Consider the following 17,162-nt stretch of genomic DNA (forward strand, 5'->3'; position numbering starts at 1 on the left):
ACGAGACCAGGTTTCCGGTTGTCGTTTCCGCAGATCGACTGTGTTTGCGGGGACGTGAGGGTCCGTGCGGTGACATGCCCGTCCTGCGGGCACCGGCCGCCGCCGCATGAGGTCAACCTTCCGGTACAACGTCGGCAACGTATCGCCGATGCCCTCCGTTCGGTTGAGGCAGGTCCGCCGGTCGAGCTCACCACAGCCGGGAGTGGTCTGTTCAAGCAGGTGTTCACCGGTCTGGAGACCTGGATGCCAGATTTCTGGAGGGCTCTGGATGCGCAGGAGAGAGGACTCTCAGAAGCGCGAGTTCTGACGGAGCACTTGCACCTCGTTGCCAAGTCGTTTGCGGCGGTCCCACGTTTGCGTCCATGGCGAGAGCTCTACCGTTACATCGACGACATGGTGGACGGGTTGGTCGGTGTCTGGCGTGCATCCTTGGATGCCTTCGGAGCACCGTCCATGCTGGATGCGGAACGTGCCCAACGTGCGCTACAGACGCAGATCGACAGAGTAGACGCGGCGTATGACAAGTGGAAGGCGGCGACGGATCGCCAGGCCGTGATGGCGGGCATGTCGCCGGAGGATCAGATCGTCGCCAGCACTGCTGCCGGGATGGCCGACGCTGACAACAGCGAGTCGGTCGTACGCAGCATGTTGGTACGTAACGGTGTCAGCACGTCTTTGCCGCCAGGTATAGGCGAGTTCATGCGCGTGTGCGTGGACATCGCGACAGTTGTCGGCGAGCGCGAGTCTCTCGGAGACCTGATTTCGGCGACGGTAGCCGCCTTGCGGGCTGACCTGTTGCGTTGCCGTGACATGATGGAATCCGAGGTATTTCAGAGTAGTTTCTCTCGAGCCCTTGGTGAGATGTACCGGTCGGGCAACATGCTTCACGTCCTCGCCGTAGCCTTCGGCGACGAACGGATCGCAGTAGATGCGATGGTGGCGGCTGCGCATTCGATTGTGGAGTCCAGCACGCGGCACCCGGTAGCCCTGATCGCCGCGTCGCTCGCTGGCACCGGGTATCGCGCGGCTCTTGAGGCGGGGGCCAACAAGTGTGTCCTGAGACTGCGAGCGTCTGCCCACAGTGGCTTGGTGGCCGACTTGGACTTGGACCTGCGCAACGCTCAGGCGCACAGGGGGTATCGAATCACCGAGGAACACGGTGTCGACATCCTGAACGATCGCGGAAACCTCAAGAAGCATGTCACCGCGGCGGAGCTCGTTGACATCGTCGTCGCGGGTAATCTGCTGGCCCTTGCGATGACCCTCGGAGTAGTGCTGTTCGCGTGCGATACAGGTGTCGACGTCATGCCGATGCTCGAATCGGACAGCACTCTCCCTGAGATTCAGAGCATGCAGTTCACCGCGTTGATCTTTGGCTGGCCTCGATCAGATGTGTCGGTCTCCTCTGACCGCACGGAGATCCATTTTCACACGGTGCCGCCAATCAAGGTGACGCTCGACGCGACCCAGGCGCGAAACCTCACCACTGCGCTCACCCTCGCGACACGAGCGCCGACAGGCATCGAACGACTCGTGTTCCACGATGAGACGGGCCCTCCGCTTGTCGTGGACGTCCAGTCTGCTCGCGCCACAACGGGAGTAGAGGATTCGTTCGATCAGATCCTTGCCTACATGGCGTTCTTCCATTTGGTTCGCCGTGGCGGCGAGCGCGCACTCAATGCAGACGAGTGGCACAGATTGGTCCTCGCCAATGCCCAGAAGGCGGCAGCACAACGTGATGGGGCAGGACTGCGCAAACTGATCAATCTCCGATCAGTCGTCCGGGGATGCGAAGACACCACCAGCATCGACGCGCTCAACGCCGCGATCAACGCGCTTCGAGCTGAGATCTCCGGCGGACTGAGCACCGATCCCACGACAGTACTGTTTGACATCTCCGCCATCCAGTATCGGGTACACAGCAACGACATTGCGCGACTGTTCGACGGAACCAGTTGACAGTATGGCAAGTGGATGTCTGGGAGACTTGCTTTCCGATCAGACGTCGAGAATCAGCTGAGCGCAGTAAAGCCGGTACTGGTCGTCGAGGTGACTGACGATTCCAAGGAACGTGGTGACTGCTTGTTCGACGGGGCAATCTGTCGCATGGTCAGGTTCGTCCGCCAATAGGTCGCGACCAGCAGTACCCGGTCGGGCAGTGTCAGCCGCCATGGCCGGCCCGGGCGGCCGTCGGCGATCGCCTCGCCACCGCGTTGGGCCACCACTCGCACGAGCTTGCGGAACTGACCTGGTTGCAGCCCCGTGAACGGGGTGATTCACTCCGATCGGGACGCGAGATCACCTGCACTCAACCATGATCAACCACAAGCCCAACCAGCCGATCAACGGGTTACGAGACAGCCTTAGTTGACCAGCCGCGATGAGTATTTGAGCTCCACACCTTGGTCCCGAGGATCGGCTGAGCAGAACAAGCGACCCAACGAATCGAACGAAGATCAGATATGCCAGCCGCAATCACATGTCAGACGATCATGCTTTGTCCGTAGATTGGGTGGTCATCGTAGGCCAAGAGCGCGGCGTGGCGTTGGGAACCACGTAGGGCTTGCGTCGCTCGAAGAGTCTTGAAAACTGAGTTGATCTATCGGTCGAGCACTTGCAGGAGGCTACGCGCAACCCGGGTTTTGTCATTTGAGGATACAATCAGTTCTATTTGTTGTCCGGCGCAACAGGATGTGCTAAGTATTTGGTCGTGGAGGATGAGAACGCCTCTGTCGTCTACTGATGAACGCTGTACTCGCCGCTCTTCGTTCTGGAAAGAAAACTTGATGTCTATCGCTTCATTAGGCAGGAATCCTTGTATTACAAGTGCGATTGCTCCATTGGGTGACACGCGCTGCGGGATTAAATCTACGGAGGGCCGTGTGGACCCTGTCCCGGGCTTCTGGTCCCGCTCTTTTTCGATAGCTGTGAAATGTAAAAGCATTGCAATGTATCCTGCGCCCAGAAAAGCAAGGGTGATGTAGGCCCAGCGAAATCGATCGTGTTTTTGGGCGTATCTGATACCGATAAATGCAAGGCAAAACAGTATGGTGGCGACTGTAAGGGTGAGTGTGGCGTCTTCGCTTAGTTTGAAGACCGAAGGGAAGTCTATGAACGTGAACAGTATCTGATATATGGCACTTAGTACTGCAACGACAGGTTGTGATGTCCGCGTCTGCGGTAGTGGCTGATAAGGGCGCGGGTCTGGCTTGTTCGTCGCCAGTTCGACCAGTGCACGACGTGGCGGATCGTGTGGACCACCGGTGCTGTGATCCGATTCCATAAGCGGCGGATCTCGTTGGCGGACAGCGGAATCAGGGCGCGGTCGGTACCGGATGTGGTGCCCCCTTTTTCGCGGCTTCTCTGGTGATCACCAGAAATGCCGCGGCAGCCATGGACAATGTGATATGCCGGTACCACGCCGCATAACCTCGAACCTGGTAATGGTCCAGCCCGGTCTCGTTCTTGGCGGTCTGGAAGGATTCCTCAATGGCCCAACGAGATCCCGCGACACGTACAAGGCGCTCCAGAGTGGTCTCACCAGGGCCGAAACAGACGTAGTAGGCGATGTCGGTGGGATCGGTCAGGCTGCGGCGAGCCAGCAGCCAATGCCCTCGCTCGGTCAATCGCAGCGGGCGGATATCAACCAGCGCCCAGTCGTACACCCGGTGACCATGAGCACCGTCACCACAACTCATCCGTGTCCATGAGTCCTCGGTCACCTCGGCGATGACCCGATCGACCCGAACCTTGGTCAACTGCATGGTGACCACCATCGAGTTCTTCGCCACCGCCAGGACATGGGCGATGTCCTCGGATTCCAGCCACATCCGCAACTTCGTGTCCACGCCGTAGGCCTCATCGCCGGTGACCCACCCGAACGGCATCCCGCCACGCCTAGCGCGCTCAATCATCCGTCGCGCCAGAACGGGTTTGGTCGCCAGCGTCACCTCATCCGGGATACCGGCCCGGCGGCAGCGCTCCCGATCAGAGATCCACTCCTTGGGCAGGTACAACTCCCGATCGATCAACGCCCGGCCCCGCTCCGAGGCATACGCCAGGAACACACCGATCTGCGAGTTCTCGATCCGACCGGCGGTACCGGAGTACTGACGGGCGACCCCGGCGGACGTGGTCCCCTTCTTCAGAAAGCCAGTCTCATCGACGATCAGCACACCCTGCCGTTCATCACCGAGAACCTCGATCACCGCGCCACGCACCTCATCACGCACACCGTCGGCATCCCAGGCGTAGAAGTTCAGCAACCGCTGCATCCGTTCCGGCCCAGCGTCTCCCACGGCCTCGGCCAGCGTCCAACCATTCTTCCGCTCGGTCTCGCTGAGCAAACCCCGCACATACGACCGCATCTGCCGCCGGGACTCGACCCTGGGAAACCGCGCCGCGAACCGACCCATGAACGCCTCGAAACTTGCCGACCACCCAGTCGCCATCTCTTCCACCAACACCAAGATCAACTACCACGACACGACCACAGATTACAACCTGTCGTTGCAGTACTAAGTGCTGCTGGAGTACTAAGCAATCAGTTGGGTGCATCACCGCGGAACACGGCGGATGAATCGCAGCACGAGTGCCACGGCCACCAGGTAGGCGACCGCAGCGACGAGGAACGTGGTGCGCGCACCCCCGTACCAGTCCGCGAACGACGCGAGGATGGTGCCTGCCACCGCGACGCCGAGGAGCGTCCCGACCTGGCGGCCCGCGTTGAACGTGGCGCTGGCGATGCTCGCGTTCGTCGGTCCCGCCGCTTCGACGAGCGCGGCGGTCATGGCGGGTGCGGTGACCCCGAGCCCGAGGTTGGCGATCGACATCGCCAGTGCCAGCAACCAGTACGGTGTGCTGGGCGACACCATGGCCATCAGCGCGGAGGCGAGGCCCGCGACCGACAACCCGGTGATCATCGGCAGCCGCGTGCCTATCTTCGGTACGAATCGCGCGACGGCCAGGTTGCCGACCACGAAGACGATCATCATCGGCAGCATCTGCAGTCCGGCTTGCAGCGGCGTGGCACCGTGCACCTGCTGGAGGAACAGACCGATCATGAATAGGACGCCGTAGAGGCCGAAATTGAGCAGCACACCCACCGCGTTCGGGATCGCGAAAGCGGCTTGGCGAAAAAGCCTCAGCGGCAGTATGGGGTCCTCAGCCCGGCGTTCGCGCACCACGAACGCGCTGCCGAACACGACGGCGATCACGATCGCCGCCAGGATCTGCGGCGAGCCCCACCCCTTGCCGGGACCTTCGATCAGCGCGTAGGCGAGTCCTGCCAGGGCAATCACGCCGAACACGTGGCCGAGCACCTTCACCTTCCGACTGGTGTCCTCCCGGACCGGTTTGATCAATTTGGCGGTCAGCACGAATCCTGCCACTCCGATCGGAATGTTGATCATGAAGATGCTGCGCCAGCCGAACGAGTCCACCAGCACGCCACCGATGACCGGTCCGAGGCCGGACGCGCCCGCTCCTGCCGCCGACCACAGCGAGACGACGCGCGCCCGGCGCGCGGGTTCCGGGAACGCGCCGACCAGCAGCACGAGCGAACCCGGCAGGAACAGTGCGCTCGCCACGCCCTGCACGACGCGGGCGGCGACGAGCACGTCACCATTGGGCGCAAGACCGCATGCCAGCGAAGACAGGACGAACAGCGCCATGCCGATCAAATAGACCCGCTTCGCGCCGAACCTGGTGCCAAGCGCGCCCGCGAGCAGCAGCAGCGAGGCGAACGTGAGCATGTAGCCGTCGACGACCCAGGTGAGGTGGTCGAGCCCCAGGCCCAGTTTGTCCTTGATGCTCGCGCCTGCGACGTTCACCACGGTCGCGTCGAGCGCCGCCATGACAAAGCCGACAGCGATCGCGCTGAACATGAGCACCCCGCGATCCGGGGCGGTGGAAGGCTCGGTGCCTGCAAGTGTGGTCATGGATCTGCCTTCATGATCGGTGTCGGTGACACGATTAGCGTCAAGCTTAAACCATTAAGGCTAGCTGTATCATAGCTTCAACGGTTCCTGTTAGAATCAACGCATGTCACCGAGCGCGTCGCAGCCGCTAACCAAGGACGTCACCGAGGAGTTGCGCGCGCTCGTCTACGAGCTGTCACGCCGGTTGGACGAGCACTCCCGGCGATGCGTCACCGAACTGGGGCTGACTCTCCCTCAGGCCAATGCCCTGCGGGATCTCGACACCCCGCTCACCACCCGGGAGTTGGCGGAACGCATGTGCTGCGAGCCGTCCAACGTCACTTTCGTCATCGACCGACTGGAGGCGGCGGGTCTTGTCGAACGCCGACCGCATCCGCACGACCGCCGAGCTCGCCACCTGGTGCTCACGGCGCCGGGGATCGAACTCCGACACCGGTTGCTCGACCTGGTGTCCCGGGAGTCGCCACTGGCGCACCTGACAGCGTCCGAGCGCGGTCACCTCCGGGACGACCTGCTCCGGGCCCTCGACCGCGAACCCGCGGTGAGCACCGGCCCGTCACCGTCGCCCCGGCGACCGTCGCGCTAGTAGGCAAGGCCGCCGTCCTGACGGAGGACCGTGGCGTTGATGTAATCGGCGTCCGGTCCGGCCAGGAAGGCGATCGTCGCCGCCACCTGCCCCGCCGAGCCGAGTCCAAGCAACGACCGGTCGACCTTCTGCTGCTGCAACTCGGGGACCAGGACCGCGCCAAGCCCGGTGTCCAGCAGACCCGGCACGAGCACGACGCTGCGAACGCCGTACTTGCCGTACCCCTGCGCCACCACCTGGGACAACCCGTGCAACCCCGCTTTGCTCGTCGCGTATGCGGACTGGCCCGCGTTGCCGGACAGCCTGGAGGAGGGCGACCTGGCCGACATCCGCCGCGAACTGGCCGCCGACGACGAGGTGCGGGCGGCCATCGAGGAGCTGTGGCCGCTGCTGACCCCGCAGACCCTGCTGTCGGACCTCTACGCCGACCCCGACCGCCTGGAGGTGGCGTTCCCGGACCTGCGCGAGGACGAGCGGGCGCTGCTGCTGCGCTCCCCCCGCCTCGGCTGGACCGCCGCCGATGCCCCCCTCCTGGACGAGGCGGCCGAACTCCAGGGCGTCGACGACCGCCTGGCGCGCGCCCAGGCCGACCAGCGCAGGCGCGACGAGCAGGACTACACCCAGGGCGTCCTCGACATCCTGCAGCTGGAGGACGAGGCCGACCCCGACATCCTCACCGCCTACGACCTGATCGACGCGAGCCGCCTCGCCGAGCGCAACGACGAGGAGGACCACCGCACGGCCGCCGAGCGCGCCGCCGCCGACCGGGACTGGACCTTCGGCCACGTCATCGTGGACGAGGCCCAGGCGCTGTCCGCCATGGCCTGGTGCGACCCCGACACCACCAACCTCCTCACGGCCAACCTCAACCACCGCCGCCACCACGCCGCCACCTACGGAATCACCCTCACCCCCAACGCCTTCCTGTTCTCCTCCACACCAGATGGATCAACCTGCGTCGCGCGAACACTTTCAGCCAACGCTTCCGCCGACTCACCACCCGGCTGGGAATCCGCACCACACTGCACAAACTCCGCCACTACAACGCCACCGAACTCATCCTCGCCGGCGTCAACCTCCGCACCGTCGCCAGCCGACTCGGCCACGCCGACGCCGCCATGACCCTCAACACCTACACCGCCTGGATCAACGAAACCGACCAACGCGCCACCACACTCCTCATCGTCCGCCGACACACAGGCGACTCGAGGCTCACTGTTGAGGTGCAGAGTCCGAATGTCGTCCGCGGCGGGCGGGCGACAAAAGACCAGATCTGCTTCGCCAGTGCTCAGACTCAAGTATTGCTCGCCCAGGACCAGCAGTCGCACGTCGAGTGTGAGTTCAGGATGACGCTTGCGCACCTCATCGAGGATCGCGACAGTATGCACCATCGCCGCCTCCGCGCCGACCGTGCCGATCACGACCCGACCCGCCAAGCCGCGGGTGTGCTCTCCGGCCAGACGTTGAAGCCTGCGCATCGCCTGTACCACCATGCGAGCGTCCGGCAGGATGGCCGACCCGGCGGCGGTGATGGCGGTCGAACGGCTTGTACGGGCGATCAGCTCGACACCGAGGTGACGTTCCAGCGCGCTCAGCTGACGGCTCAATGCCGGCTGACTCATGTACAACCTCGCGGCCGCCTGGCCGAAATGTAGCTCTTCGGCAAGCACGAGAAACATTCTTAATTGATGGACGGTGGGAATCGACCGGTCCCCGACATCACCTGTCATAGCAGCAGGCTACCTCATGACCAAGCGGCATTCGAGGGACATAATTGTCACTCGCTGCCAAATTTTGCTGGGCGATATTCTAGCAATCGGATCATCGTATAGATTTTTCGCATCGAACGTCAATCGACAGCATCACCCTGTCTCAACGTTGCCGATAGGGGCACTCGCCGTTGGAGCGCGGTTGTCGCCGAACTATCTGTCGCGATAAGACATCAGCACCTCTTGCCGAATAACCCGATTCGTGCGGCCACAAGATTCAGCCGAGTTGCGTGGAAGGCAGTAGTACCAGTATTTGACGGGCGGTGTGGCGCGACTCATTTCGGGTGCGTGTTCGCGGCTCGCCATTTCAATGTGGATCCGCCGGGAGCTCGTTCAGTCGGCTCATCAGGTACCGCGACCCAGTGGTCGTTGAGGACAATACTGGTTCGCTGATGTCGCACTGCACCGCCAGCAGCGCATCGTCGCGGTCCAATGCGAACTCATCGATGACTGCGCAGCCAGCAAGCGCGTTGTCCCGCGCTTGCGGTTCCGCTCCCCACTGGCTCAGTGCATTACGCAGCAACTCGAACGGAAAGGTCATCATCCGACCGCATCTACCGGATTCCTGCCCTGGTCATGGATTTCATGTGCCCAGGTGAGCACGGATCATGGCGGCGCCGGATTCGTCGAGCCAGTCAGTGAGGGTGCGCAGGCCGGGGTGGATCACCCGTAGTGCCTCGATGTCCGCGTGCCAGCGCTCACCCGCTGCCCATGTCTGCATGGTCTCGGCCAGAAGCGGGCTCATGGCCGCGGCTTCGGCGTGGGTGAGCTGTTCGTAGCGGACCGGGATGCCGGTGGCCTCGCTGATCGCGGCGGCGGCTTCGACCGGGCTCGGCTGGTCACCGGCCAGCTCCACAGTCCGCCCGGCGAACCGGGCCGGATCGGCGAAGGCCAGTGCGGCGAGATCGGCGATGTCCTCCAACGCGATGACCTGCATGGGCTCGTGCGGGGGGAACATGTGCCGGTGCACGCCGTCGACGATGCCGTCGAGGCCGATCGAGCCCACACCCAGGTAGTTGGTCATGAACCTGACCGGGCGCAGCACGGTGGGATGCGCGATGTGCTCGTGCAGGTACTGCTCGATCAACGCTTTCCCCGCCGCCGACTGGGATCTCGTCGACATCGACGCGACCGTGCTGAACACGACCTGGTCCACTCCCGCCGACGCCGCCGCGTCGATCAACGCTCGGCCTCGGGCCGCTTCACGATCCGAGTCGACTCCTTTCGGTCCGTACGCACTGGGCGGCATCGCGAACACTGCGGCAACGCCGTCGAACGCGGGCGGCAGGGTCGCAGGATCGTCGAAGTCGGCGACGACGAGCCGGGCACCGGCCGCGGCCAGCGCCGCCGCTGCGGGAGCCGCCGTGTCGCGGACGAGAGCTCGCACCGCCTGTCCCTCGGCCAGCAGTCGTCTGGCGGTGGCGCCGCCCTGTTTGCCGGTCGCGCCCGTGACGAGGATCGGTGTGGTCATGGCTTCCGTTCCCGTGATGGTGGATACTGACACGATCCGGAATGATCAACCCGTTTCCTGCCACGGACAAGGCTTACGTGACATGACCTCTCCAACGCACGCCGTCGAGCGCGCCGACGCGCGCCGCAACCGGGAACTCGTGCGGCGCACCGCGATGAAGGTGTTCGCCGAGAACGGGATGGACGTGTCGCTCGGCCGGATCGCGCGGCGCGCCGGGGTCGGCGCGGGCACGGTCTACCGGCATTTCCCCAGCAAGGAGATCCTGCTGGAAGCCGTTCCCGCCGAGAACATCGACCGGATGGTCGCTGTCGCCGACCGGTGGGCCGCCCGGGCCGCGCCCGGTGACGCGCTGTTCGGGTTCCTGGTCGACGTGATCGAGACGTCAGCCGGGCGGCAACCTGTCTGCGACGCGCTGGCCGCCGACCGGGGCCGGCCGCGCGCCACGCTCACGGCCGCGGCGCGCCGGTTCCGAGAAGCGCTGGATCGCTTGCTGAGCAACGCGAAACAAGCCGGGGCGATCCACGTCGACGTGCAGGCGGATGACCTGACCGCGTTGATCAGCGGTGGCGCCGTTCTGCAAACGACACACCGCAGCAAGGCGCGCGGTGGCTGGCTGGTGCGGTTGCTGCTGGACGGGCTGCGCACCCCGGTTGTCACGGAACCCGCCGACTTCCGTGACAACCGAGGTCACGAAACCACCACCCACTGCATCGTGTGCGGCACGCCGCTGAGCCTCCGGACCACTGGCCGACCGGCCCGCTACTGCGGCCCGACCTGCCGCCAGCGTGCCCAGCGCGGACGCGTCGCCAGCTGACCTCCAGCAGAAATGCCGTCGCGGCGACCGGTGACCTGGCCGAAGAACGGCACGACGACTCGGGTACCAGCTTGCCCTCCTGCCTGCCGAAGTTGCGGGCCCGGCTCGCATCCATGCCGTCCTTGATCGTGCGCGATGTTGAACGTCGCGTTGTCGGCCATGCTCCAGACGAACTGCCCCACGAACGCGGCCACCCTGGCGACCTTGTCCAGGACCGGGTCGAGCGGCCGCAGCGGCACGTCGTCGTTGTTCAGAACATTGACGAAGTTGTCCTGGTAGCACCCGGCCGAGTCGACCTTCACGATGACGTTGGACAGTGGGAAGGACTCGACCTTCAGCACATAAGTTCATCGTGTTCCCTGGTCACCTCGTCCGGTTGCCACTCAGTGGCTTCGCGCGACGCTCTTGATCCACCCCTGCAGGCCCCTCGCCTCCTCTCCCATGAGGCTCGAGAAGTCGCTCAACGAGCGCCAGCAGCTCCACGGCTGAATGATCTGGTACCCGGCTGAAGCCCGATCCAACACCACGGATCATCGAGTTCATCCAGTCGCCGCTCACGCCGGTATGCATCACCGTCGTCGATTGGAGTCGGTGACCGACCCGAGCCTGCATCATCTTGATTCCGACCATGCCGCAGCCCGCCGAACTGGCTGTATGCGTTGAGGACAATGCCCGTGTGGGCACCGAACGCGCCCAGTGCACGTCATCAAGCCTTCGACGGATAGTGATCGAATCGACGATCTCCACGACTGCTTTGACGGCTCGCAGGGATTCGCGTTCGGCGGCGAGGCCACCGCCAGCGTCGACGCCATCAAGTCCAGATCCCTCGTCTGTGTCGGGGTTCGTGCTGCCCACGGCATCATTGGTGAAGCGGGAACGGAAGCTGTAACCGACTTCCCAGCGTGCCGGACCGACGACCAGCCGATCGCTCCCGTCCTGCAGGTCGCCTGTCCAGGTCGCGGTCCCGGTGTGCCGTCGCCGCTACTTCTTCCCGTTGTCGCGGGTCGGTTCGAGGGTGATGACGACCTTTCCGGAGGCGGTTCCGCTGAGGTAATGGCGGAACGCCTCGGGTGCGTCGTCGAAGGGGAAGACCCGGCCGAGGACCGGCCGGATCCGGTGGGTGCGCACCGCTTCGAGGAGCGCGGCGAGTTGGGCCCGGCTGCCGATCGCGACCGGCCGCAGTGTCGCGCCGGCGGCGAAGACCGCAATCGGGTCCAGGGACGCGGCCGGGCGCCCACCGACGAAGCCCACCACGGCGATCTCCCCACCGAGCGCGACGGCGGCCAGCGACGACTCCAGACTGCCCGCCACCTCCACGACGAGATCGGCCCCGCGCCCGCCGGTCGCCGTGCGGACCGCGGCTGGCCAGTCCGGCGTGTCGCGGTAGTTCACCACCACGTCCGCCCCGAGCTCACGCAGCACATCCGTCCGCGTGCTGCTCCCAGTCGTCGCGATCACGCGCGCGCCCAGCGCCGTGGCCAGTTGGACCGCGAACAGCGACACCCCGCCCGTCCCGAGGGTCACCACGGTGTCCCCACGGCGTATGCCGCGTCCCCCGGTCAGCGCGTTCCACGCGGTGAGGCCGGCGACCGGCAGGGTGGCCGCTTCGGCATCGGTGAGGTCGGCGAGGTCGTCCGAGATCTCGACGAGCGCGGTGGCGGGCAGCACGACGTGCTCGGCGAGCAGCCCGTCGAGCGAGCCACCTATCTGGTCGATGACGTCGAGGGAGAACGGCCCGTCCTGCCAACGCGGGAACGCCGCCACGACGACCCGCGTGCCCAGCGGGGGACCATCGACGTCCGGTCCGGTCGCGGAGACGACGCCGACGCCCTCGGCGAGCGGGATCCCGCCGTCCCGGACCGGGAGCACGTATCTGCCTTCCAGGATCATCGCCTCGCGGTAGCTGAGCGAGGCCGCCCGCACCTCGACGAGGACCTCGCCGGGGCCGGGTACGGGGAGTTCGGAAACGTCGAGGCGGAGACCGTCGAGGCCGGCGCCCGCGTCGAGCCGGTAGCTGCGCATGAACCGACCTTCGCTCTCCGGGCGCGCTGCTGGCCATTACCTGTTGGGTGCAGTGCCGCCCGGGGCCTACGCTGGCAGCATGGACGCTGGCGCGGGTGAGGTGCTGCGGTTCTGGCGGCGGCGCCGCGGCATGAGCCAGCTGGCGCTCGCCACCGCGACCGGCGTCTCCACCAAGCACCTCAGCTTCGTCGAGAACGGACGGGCCTCTCCCAGCCGGCAACTGCTCGTGCACCTCGCCGACGCACTGGAAATGCCCCTGCGCGAGCGCGACCGGCTGCTGCTCGCAGGCGGCTACGCGCCGCCGCAAGGTGGGCCCGGCTCCCAGGACCGAGCGATGCGCCCGCTACGGCAGGCGCTCGACACGCTGCTCACCGCCCACGACCCACACCCGGCGATCGTGCTCGACGCCCGCTGGGACCTCGTGGCCGCCAACGCCGCCGCCGACCTGTTTTGGGACGGCGTCGATCCCGAACTGCTGACCCCGCCGGCCAACATGCTGCGGCTGTCCACACACCCCGAGGGCCTGCCACGGATCGCCACCGCCACCCCCGTCTGCAGCCGATCCCTCATCACCCGATTGCGCCGACAGGCCGACGAGGACGCCGACGACGCGCTCCTCGACCTCGTGCTCGAAGCTGAACGGCACCTCACCGCCGCATCCGGCCAGCCGCCCCGGTGGACCGGCGACGGCGTCATGGCCGGTTTCGAACTCAAGACCCGGCTCGGCGTAGTCGGCCTGCACACCGTGATCGCCACCCTCGGCGCGCCGCTGGACGTCAGCGCGTCCGGCCTCGCGTTGGAAACCTTCCTGCCCGTCGATGAAGACAGCGCCGCCCTGCTCCGCGAACTGGCGGCCTCCCGTCTCGGACAACGATGACCGTCCTCCGGGAGTTCACCAGCCACGCGCCTGCACTTGCCGAAAGTCTCATCCGTCCAAATCAGACACCAACACCAACTCCGTCGCGGCGGCGCTCAGCACGACAGGACGCTCAGCTCGAGGTTTGACCTCCTAATACTCCAGCAGCACTTAGTGATCTTGGTCGTGTAGCTTGTTGATCTTGTGTTGACCGATGAGGACCTGACCTCCTGGATTGCTGGCCTGGACGACCTGTTCGCGCGGGTCGCGAGCCGGTTCTATCGAGTTGAGCCCCGACGACGTGCCCGCGCTTACGTTCGCGGCCTGTTGGCGCCGTTGGCCGACAAGAACGGCTGGACCCTGGCGGAAGCCGCCGGCGATGCCACCCCGGACGGCATGCAGCGCCTGCTCAACGCCGCTGCCTGGGACGCCGACGGGATCCGGGACGACCTGCGCGCCTACACCGTCGAGCACCTCGGTGAGCGCGCGGGCGTGCTCGTGGTTGACGAGACCGGATTCCTGAAGAAAGGCACCAAATCCGCCGGGTACAACGGCAGTACTCCGGCACTGCCGGGCGCGTCGAGAACTGCCAACTGGGCGTGTTTCTTGCTTACACCACAAGCAAAGGACGTGCTGTGATCGACCGCGAGTTATACCTGCCGAAATCCTGGACCGGTGACCGCGCACGATGCCGAGAAGCCGCCGTGCCCGACGGGGTGGAGTTCGCGACCAAGACCGTCCTGGCCCAGGCCATGCTCGCCCGGGCCCTGGACGCCGGTGTCCCGGCCACGTGGGTGACCGCCGATGAGGCCTACGGCAAGGACCACAAGTTCCGCACCTGGCTGGAAAGCAGGCGTCTCAGCTACGTCCTCGCCGTGGCCTGTAACCAAACCATCCCTGCCGCGGCCGGCACATCACGTGCCGATGTCCTTGCGGCACAGGCACCCAAGGACGCCTGGAAACGCCGTAGTTGTGGCGACGGCGCCAAGGGACCACGACTGTTCGACTGGGCAGTCGCCTCCCTGCCCACCTATGAGGACACCACACCACCAGGCTGGTCGCGATGGCTGCTGGTGCGCCGGTCCCTGACCCCCAACAGCAAGGGCGAGCTCGAACTGGCCTACTACTTATGTTGCGCCCCAACGGGAACTACCGATGACGAACTGATTCGGGTAGCGGGAACGCATTGGGTGGTCGAGGAATGCTTCCAGACCGCCAAAAACGGAGGTCGGCCTGGACCACTACCAGGTCCGCCGCTACGACGCCTGGTATCGGCACATCACCCTGGCCATGCTCGCCCACACCTACCTCGCGGTGACCGCGGCGATCGCCCCAAAAGCCCTGGCAGCGGCCTCATTCCAGTCACGCTGGGCGAGGTCAAGCGTCTCCTGGCACACCTGATCACCACTGTTCCCGACCATGCCGTGACCTGGGCCTGCTCCCACTGGCGCCGACGCCACCAATACCGGGCCAAACAAGCCCACTACCAGCGTAGACAGACCCAAGATCACTAAGTGCTGCTGGAGTACTAAGGACTCGGCACGCCTCCTATTGCATCTACGTCGTGTCACCGGAATCGACCGACCTGCCCACAGTCAAGGGTGGGCCGGACACACAAGTGGGCGCGACCGATGCTCGTGCCCAACAGTCGAAGGATCCCTCCCCTGATCGGCTCGAAGTCGAATGGTGAACCACCAGCCCGTTACCTCTCGTCCGACTCCTATCGCACTCCGCTCGACCTACGCGATGTCACTGCTGAGGAGGCTCGCGCCAGACTGCTTGCTACTGCGTCTGAGCTGTGCGGCCCTCGCACGGAGTCGAGAACCGCTTGGGTCTGCTGCACGGGTAGGTGACAGTGGTAGTCACGCAGCCTGACTGACTGGCGTGGACATGATTACTTCATATTCGATAGGGGTCAACCTGCCGAGGGCAGCCTGGCGTCTGCGGCGGTGGTAGGTGCGTTCGATCCAGGTGACGATCGCGATCCGCAGTTCCTCGCGAGTGTTCCAGGTGCGCCGGTTGAGAACGTTGTTCTGCGGCAACGCGAAGAAGTTTTCCATGGCGGCGTTGTCTCCGGCGGCGCCGACCCGCCCCATCGAGCCGGACAGGCCGTGACGGGCGAGCGCGCGGACGAATTTCCTGGATTGGAATGGCGATCCGCGGTCGGTGTGCACCACGCAACCGGCGGTGTCACCGCGGCGGGCGAAGGCGTTGGTGAGAGCGGTGACGGCGAGGCGGGAGGTCATCCGGGAGTCGATGGAGTAGCCGACGATCCGGTTGGAACAGGCGTCCTTGACCGCACATAGATAGAGCTTTCCCTCAGCGGTGCGGTGTTCGGTGATGTCGGCTAGCCACAGCCGGTTCGGCGCGGCGGCGGTGAAGTCGCGGCGGACCAGGTCGTCGTGGACCGGCGGGCCGGTCTTCTTGCCGTTGCGGCCGCGTTTCTTGCCGAACGCACTCCACCAGCCCATCGACGAGCAGATCCGCCACGCGGTCCGATCCGCCATCGACGAGCCAGCGTCGCGGGCTTCGTCGGCCAGCAACCGGTAGCCGAACTCCGGATCATCGCGATGCGCGTCGAACAACGCGTTCGCCCGCAGCGCCCGCTCGAATTCTGTCCCGGTGACCGGCCGGGACCGCCACCGGTAGTACGGCTGTCGAGCGATGTTCAAGACCCGGCACGTCACCGCGACGGGGATACCGTCCGCGGCGAGCTCGTTCACGAGCGGGTAGAGCCTTTTCCCGGCAGGTTCGCCTGGGACAGATAGGCCGTCGCGCGGCGCAGGACCTCGTTCTCCTGCTCGAGCAGCTTGATTCTCTTGCGGGCCTCGCGCAGCTCGGCCGAGTCGTTCCTGGTCATGCCCGGCTTCGCGCCCTCGTCGGCGTCGGCCTGGCGCAGCCACGTGAACAACGTCATCGGGTGGACCCCGAAGTCCTTGGCGATCTGCTCGACGGTCACACCGGGCTCGCGCTCACGAGCGACCCGCACGACATCGTCGCGGAACTCCTGGGGGTAGGGCTTGGGCACAGTGACATCCTCCCAGCTCACCATCACGGCAAGCCAACTCAGATGTCACCTAACCGTGCAGCAGACCCAGACGACGATGACCAGGCCGCGCTTGTGGCGTGGCAGAAGATGTTCGGGCCCGAGTTCGCCGCCGATGAGGTTAAGGACGCTCGCTCCCAGGTCCTCGCGAACAAGGCACTGCGCGCATCGGCCTCGCTAACTGAAGCCTCCAACGCCATCCAGGTCAAGGATGTGGCTCCGCACGAGGAGTTCATCCAACACAAGTACAGTTCGGTGACGTTGCGCTACGACGCGCGGATCGACGCCGTGGTCCTAGGGACCTATCCCAAGAACCTACGGCGACTGCGTGTCGTCCCCAAGCATCGTGAACTCCGGTTCCACCTAGTCACCAACACTCCTGAGCCGTATGAGGTGCTGTGGAAGGTTCGCAACCACGGCGTCGAGGCTGCACGGGTGTCTGGGCAATTGCGCGGACAGATCCGTCATGGAGGCAACGAGGGCCGTAACGTGCACCGCGAGTCGACTGCCTACCGGGGAACTCACTATGTCGAGGCATACGTGGTGAAGAACGGCATCGTCGTCGCGAGCGACCATCACGACGTGAAGATCATCTGACGCCAGTGTGGACCTCCAAGCCACTGGTGCGCGGCGAGGTTGACGGGCACCTGGCTCACCGC

General features: G+C 65.1%; 14 protein-coding genes and 4 pseudogenes. 7 read left to right on the plus strand and 11 right to left on the minus strand.

All coding sequences use genetic code 11. The features are described from left to right. Positions 1 to 69: 69 nt before the first annotated feature. Positions 70 to 1,959 carry a hypothetical protein gene (locus AOZ06_RS40090; protein ID WP_157233507.1) on the plus strand — a complete coding sequence of 630 codons (1,890 nt, stop codon included), beginning with the start codon at positions 70 to 72 and terminating at the stop codon, positions 1,957 to 1,959. Between the two features lie 131 nt (positions 1,960 to 2,090). Here AOZ06_RS40090 and AOZ06_RS57235 read toward each other — a convergent pair. The 3 genes and pseudogenes from AOZ06_RS57235 to AOZ06_RS40100 all read right to left on the minus strand — a co-directional run. Continuing rightward, a pseudogene (locus AOZ06_RS57235) lies at positions 2,091 to 2,276 on the minus strand (transposase family protein); the annotation flags it as partial. Positions 2,277 to 3,314: 1,038 nt separating this feature from the next. Then, positions 3,315 to 4,451, minus strand: coding sequence for an IS701 family transposase (locus tag AOZ06_RS40095; RefSeq protein WP_083472547.1), 1,137 nt, complete (start codon positions 4,449 to 4,451; stop codon positions 3,315 to 3,317). 105 nt (positions 4,452 to 4,556) lie between these two features. Beyond that, entirely contained in the window at positions 4,557 to 5,939 is a 1,383-nt protein-coding gene (locus AOZ06_RS40100) for a DHA2 family efflux MFS transporter permease subunit (RefSeq protein WP_054294139.1), read from the minus strand. A gap of 103 nt (positions 5,940 to 6,042) precedes the next feature. On the opposite strand from AOZ06_RS40100, the gene AOZ06_RS40105 reads away from it, so the two are divergent. Continuing rightward, positions 6,043 to 6,525 (plus strand): MarR family winged helix-turn-helix transcriptional regulator, encoded by a 483-nt coding sequence (locus AOZ06_RS40105; RefSeq protein WP_054294140.1) that lies wholly within the window; start codon positions 6,043 to 6,045, stop codon positions 6,523 to 6,525. On the opposite strand, the gene AOZ06_RS55205 is transcribed toward AOZ06_RS40105, so the two are convergent. Then, complete coding sequence (locus AOZ06_RS55205; RefSeq protein ID WP_236951899.1) at positions 6,522 to 6,770, minus strand: SDR family oxidoreductase; 249 nt, start codon at positions 6,768 to 6,770, stop codon at positions 6,522 to 6,524. The two genes, AOZ06_RS40105 and AOZ06_RS55205, sit on opposite strands and share 4 nt — an antisense overlap. Before the next feature lie 582 nt (positions 6,771 to 7,352). On the opposite strand from AOZ06_RS55205, the pseudogene AOZ06_RS60780 reads away from it, so the two are divergent. Then, positions 7,353 to 7,607: pseudogene (locus tag AOZ06_RS60780) on the plus strand (hypothetical protein); the annotation flags it as partial. Positions 7,608 to 7,769: 162 nt separating this feature from the next. On the opposite strand, the pseudogene AOZ06_RS62355 reads toward AOZ06_RS60780, so the two are convergent. The 3 genes and pseudogenes from AOZ06_RS62355 to AOZ06_RS40130 all read right to left on the minus strand — a co-directional run. Further along, positions 7,770 to 8,255: pseudogene (locus AOZ06_RS62355) on the minus strand (LysR family transcriptional regulator); the annotation flags it as partial. 346 nt (positions 8,256 to 8,601) lie between these two features. Continuing rightward, the gene (locus AOZ06_RS40125) at positions 8,602 to 8,835 is read right to left on the minus strand and encodes a hypothetical protein (protein ID WP_157233508.1); all 234 of its coding nucleotides are present in this window, start codon (positions 8,833 to 8,835) and stop codon (positions 8,602 to 8,604) included. Positions 8,836 to 8,877: 42 nt separating this feature from the next. After that, a complete protein-coding gene (locus AOZ06_RS40130) occupies positions 8,878 to 9,798 on the minus strand; it encodes an NmrA family NAD(P)-binding protein (protein WP_218921861.1) in 921 nt (306 codons plus the stop codon). A 49-nt stretch (positions 9,799 to 9,847) separates the two neighbouring features. On the opposite strand from AOZ06_RS40130, the gene AOZ06_RS40135 reads away from it, so the two are divergent. Then, a complete protein-coding gene (locus AOZ06_RS40135; protein WP_054294145.1) occupies positions 9,848 to 10,579 on the plus strand; it encodes a TetR/AcrR family transcriptional regulator in 732 nt (243 codons plus the stop codon). On the opposite strand, the gene AOZ06_RS40140 is transcribed toward AOZ06_RS40135, so the two are convergent. The 3 genes from AOZ06_RS40140 to AOZ06_RS40145 form a co-directional block, all read right to left on the minus strand. Continuing rightward, positions 10,525 to 10,920 (minus strand): hypothetical protein, encoded by a 396-nt coding sequence (locus AOZ06_RS40140; protein WP_054294146.1) that lies wholly within the window; start codon positions 10,918 to 10,920, stop codon positions 10,525 to 10,527. The two genes, AOZ06_RS40135 and AOZ06_RS40140, sit on opposite strands and share 55 nt — an antisense overlap. Before the next feature lie 22 nt (positions 10,921 to 10,942). Then, positions 10,943 to 11,434 (minus strand): hypothetical protein, encoded by a 492-nt coding sequence (locus tag AOZ06_RS57245; RefSeq protein ID WP_157233509.1) that lies wholly within the window; start codon positions 11,432 to 11,434, stop codon positions 10,943 to 10,945. Between the two features lie 126 nt (positions 11,435 to 11,560). After that, on the minus strand, positions 11,561 to 12,601 hold the full coding sequence (locus AOZ06_RS40145) for a zinc-dependent alcohol dehydrogenase family protein (RefSeq protein ID WP_054294147.1): 1,041 nt from the start codon (positions 12,599 to 12,601) through the stop codon (positions 11,561 to 11,563). Positions 12,602 to 12,680: 79 nt separating this feature from the next. On the opposite strand from AOZ06_RS40145, the gene AOZ06_RS40150 reads away from it, so the two are divergent. Then, complete coding sequence (locus AOZ06_RS40150; RefSeq protein ID WP_054294148.1) at positions 12,681 to 13,478, plus strand: helix-turn-helix domain-containing protein; 798 nt, start codon at positions 12,681 to 12,683, stop codon at positions 13,476 to 13,478. A gap of 183 nt (positions 13,479 to 13,661) precedes the next feature. Continuing rightward, positions 13,662 to 14,858, plus strand: a pseudogene (locus AOZ06_RS40155) (IS701 family transposase). 461 nt (positions 14,859 to 15,319) lie between these two features. On the opposite strand, the gene AOZ06_RS40160 reads toward AOZ06_RS40155, so the two are convergent. Further along, positions 15,320 to 16,485, minus strand: a protein-coding gene (locus AOZ06_RS40160) for an IS3 family transposase (protein WP_157233510.1) whose coding sequence is annotated in 2 segments (ribosomal slippage) — positions 15,320 to 16,198 and positions 16,201 to 16,485 — 1,164 coding nt in all. Because the reading frame shifts where the segments join, the coding sequence is not laid out codon by codon here. A 93-nt stretch (positions 16,486 to 16,578) separates the two neighbouring features. On the opposite strand from AOZ06_RS40160, the gene AOZ06_RS40170 reads away from it, so the two are divergent. Beyond that, positions 16,579 to 17,100, plus strand: coding sequence for a nucleotide-binding domain-containing protein (locus AOZ06_RS40170; RefSeq protein WP_054294150.1), 522 nt, complete (start codon positions 16,579 to 16,581; stop codon positions 17,098 to 17,100). Positions 17,101 to 17,162 lie beyond the last annotated feature (62 nt).

Source organism: Kibdelosporangium phytohabitans (genome assembly GCF_001302585.1).
GTDB lineage: Bacteria > Actinomycetota > Actinomycetes > Mycobacteriales > Pseudonocardiaceae > Kibdelosporangium > Kibdelosporangium phytohabitans.

Coding starts and splice junctions, on each gene's coding strand:
- AOZ06_RS40135 (WP_054294145.1), top strand. CDS start 9,848: ATGACCTCTCCAACGCACGCCGTCGAGCGCGCCGACGCGCGCCGCAAC.
- AOZ06_RS40125 (WP_157233508.1), bottom strand. CDS start 8,835: ATGACCTTTCCGTTCGAGTTGCTGCGTAATGCACTGAGCCAGTGGGGA.
- AOZ06_RS40150 (WP_054294148.1), top strand. CDS start 12,681: ATGGACGCTGGCGCGGGTGAGGTGCTGCGGTTCTGGCGGCGGCGCCGC.
- AOZ06_RS40145 (WP_054294147.1), bottom strand. CDS start 12,601: ATGCGCAGCTACCGGCTCGACGCGGGCGCCGGCCTCGACGGTCTCCGC.
- AOZ06_RS40095 (WP_083472547.1), bottom strand. CDS start 4,451: ATGGCGACTGGGTGGTCGGCAAGTTTCGAGGCGTTCATGGGTCGGTTC.
- AOZ06_RS40105 (WP_054294140.1), top strand. CDS start 6,043: ATGTCACCGAGCGCGTCGCAGCCGCTAACCAAGGACGTCACCGAGGAG.
- AOZ06_RS40100 (WP_054294139.1), bottom strand. CDS start 5,939: ATGACCACACTTGCAGGCACCGAGCCTTCCACCGCCCCGGATCGCGGG.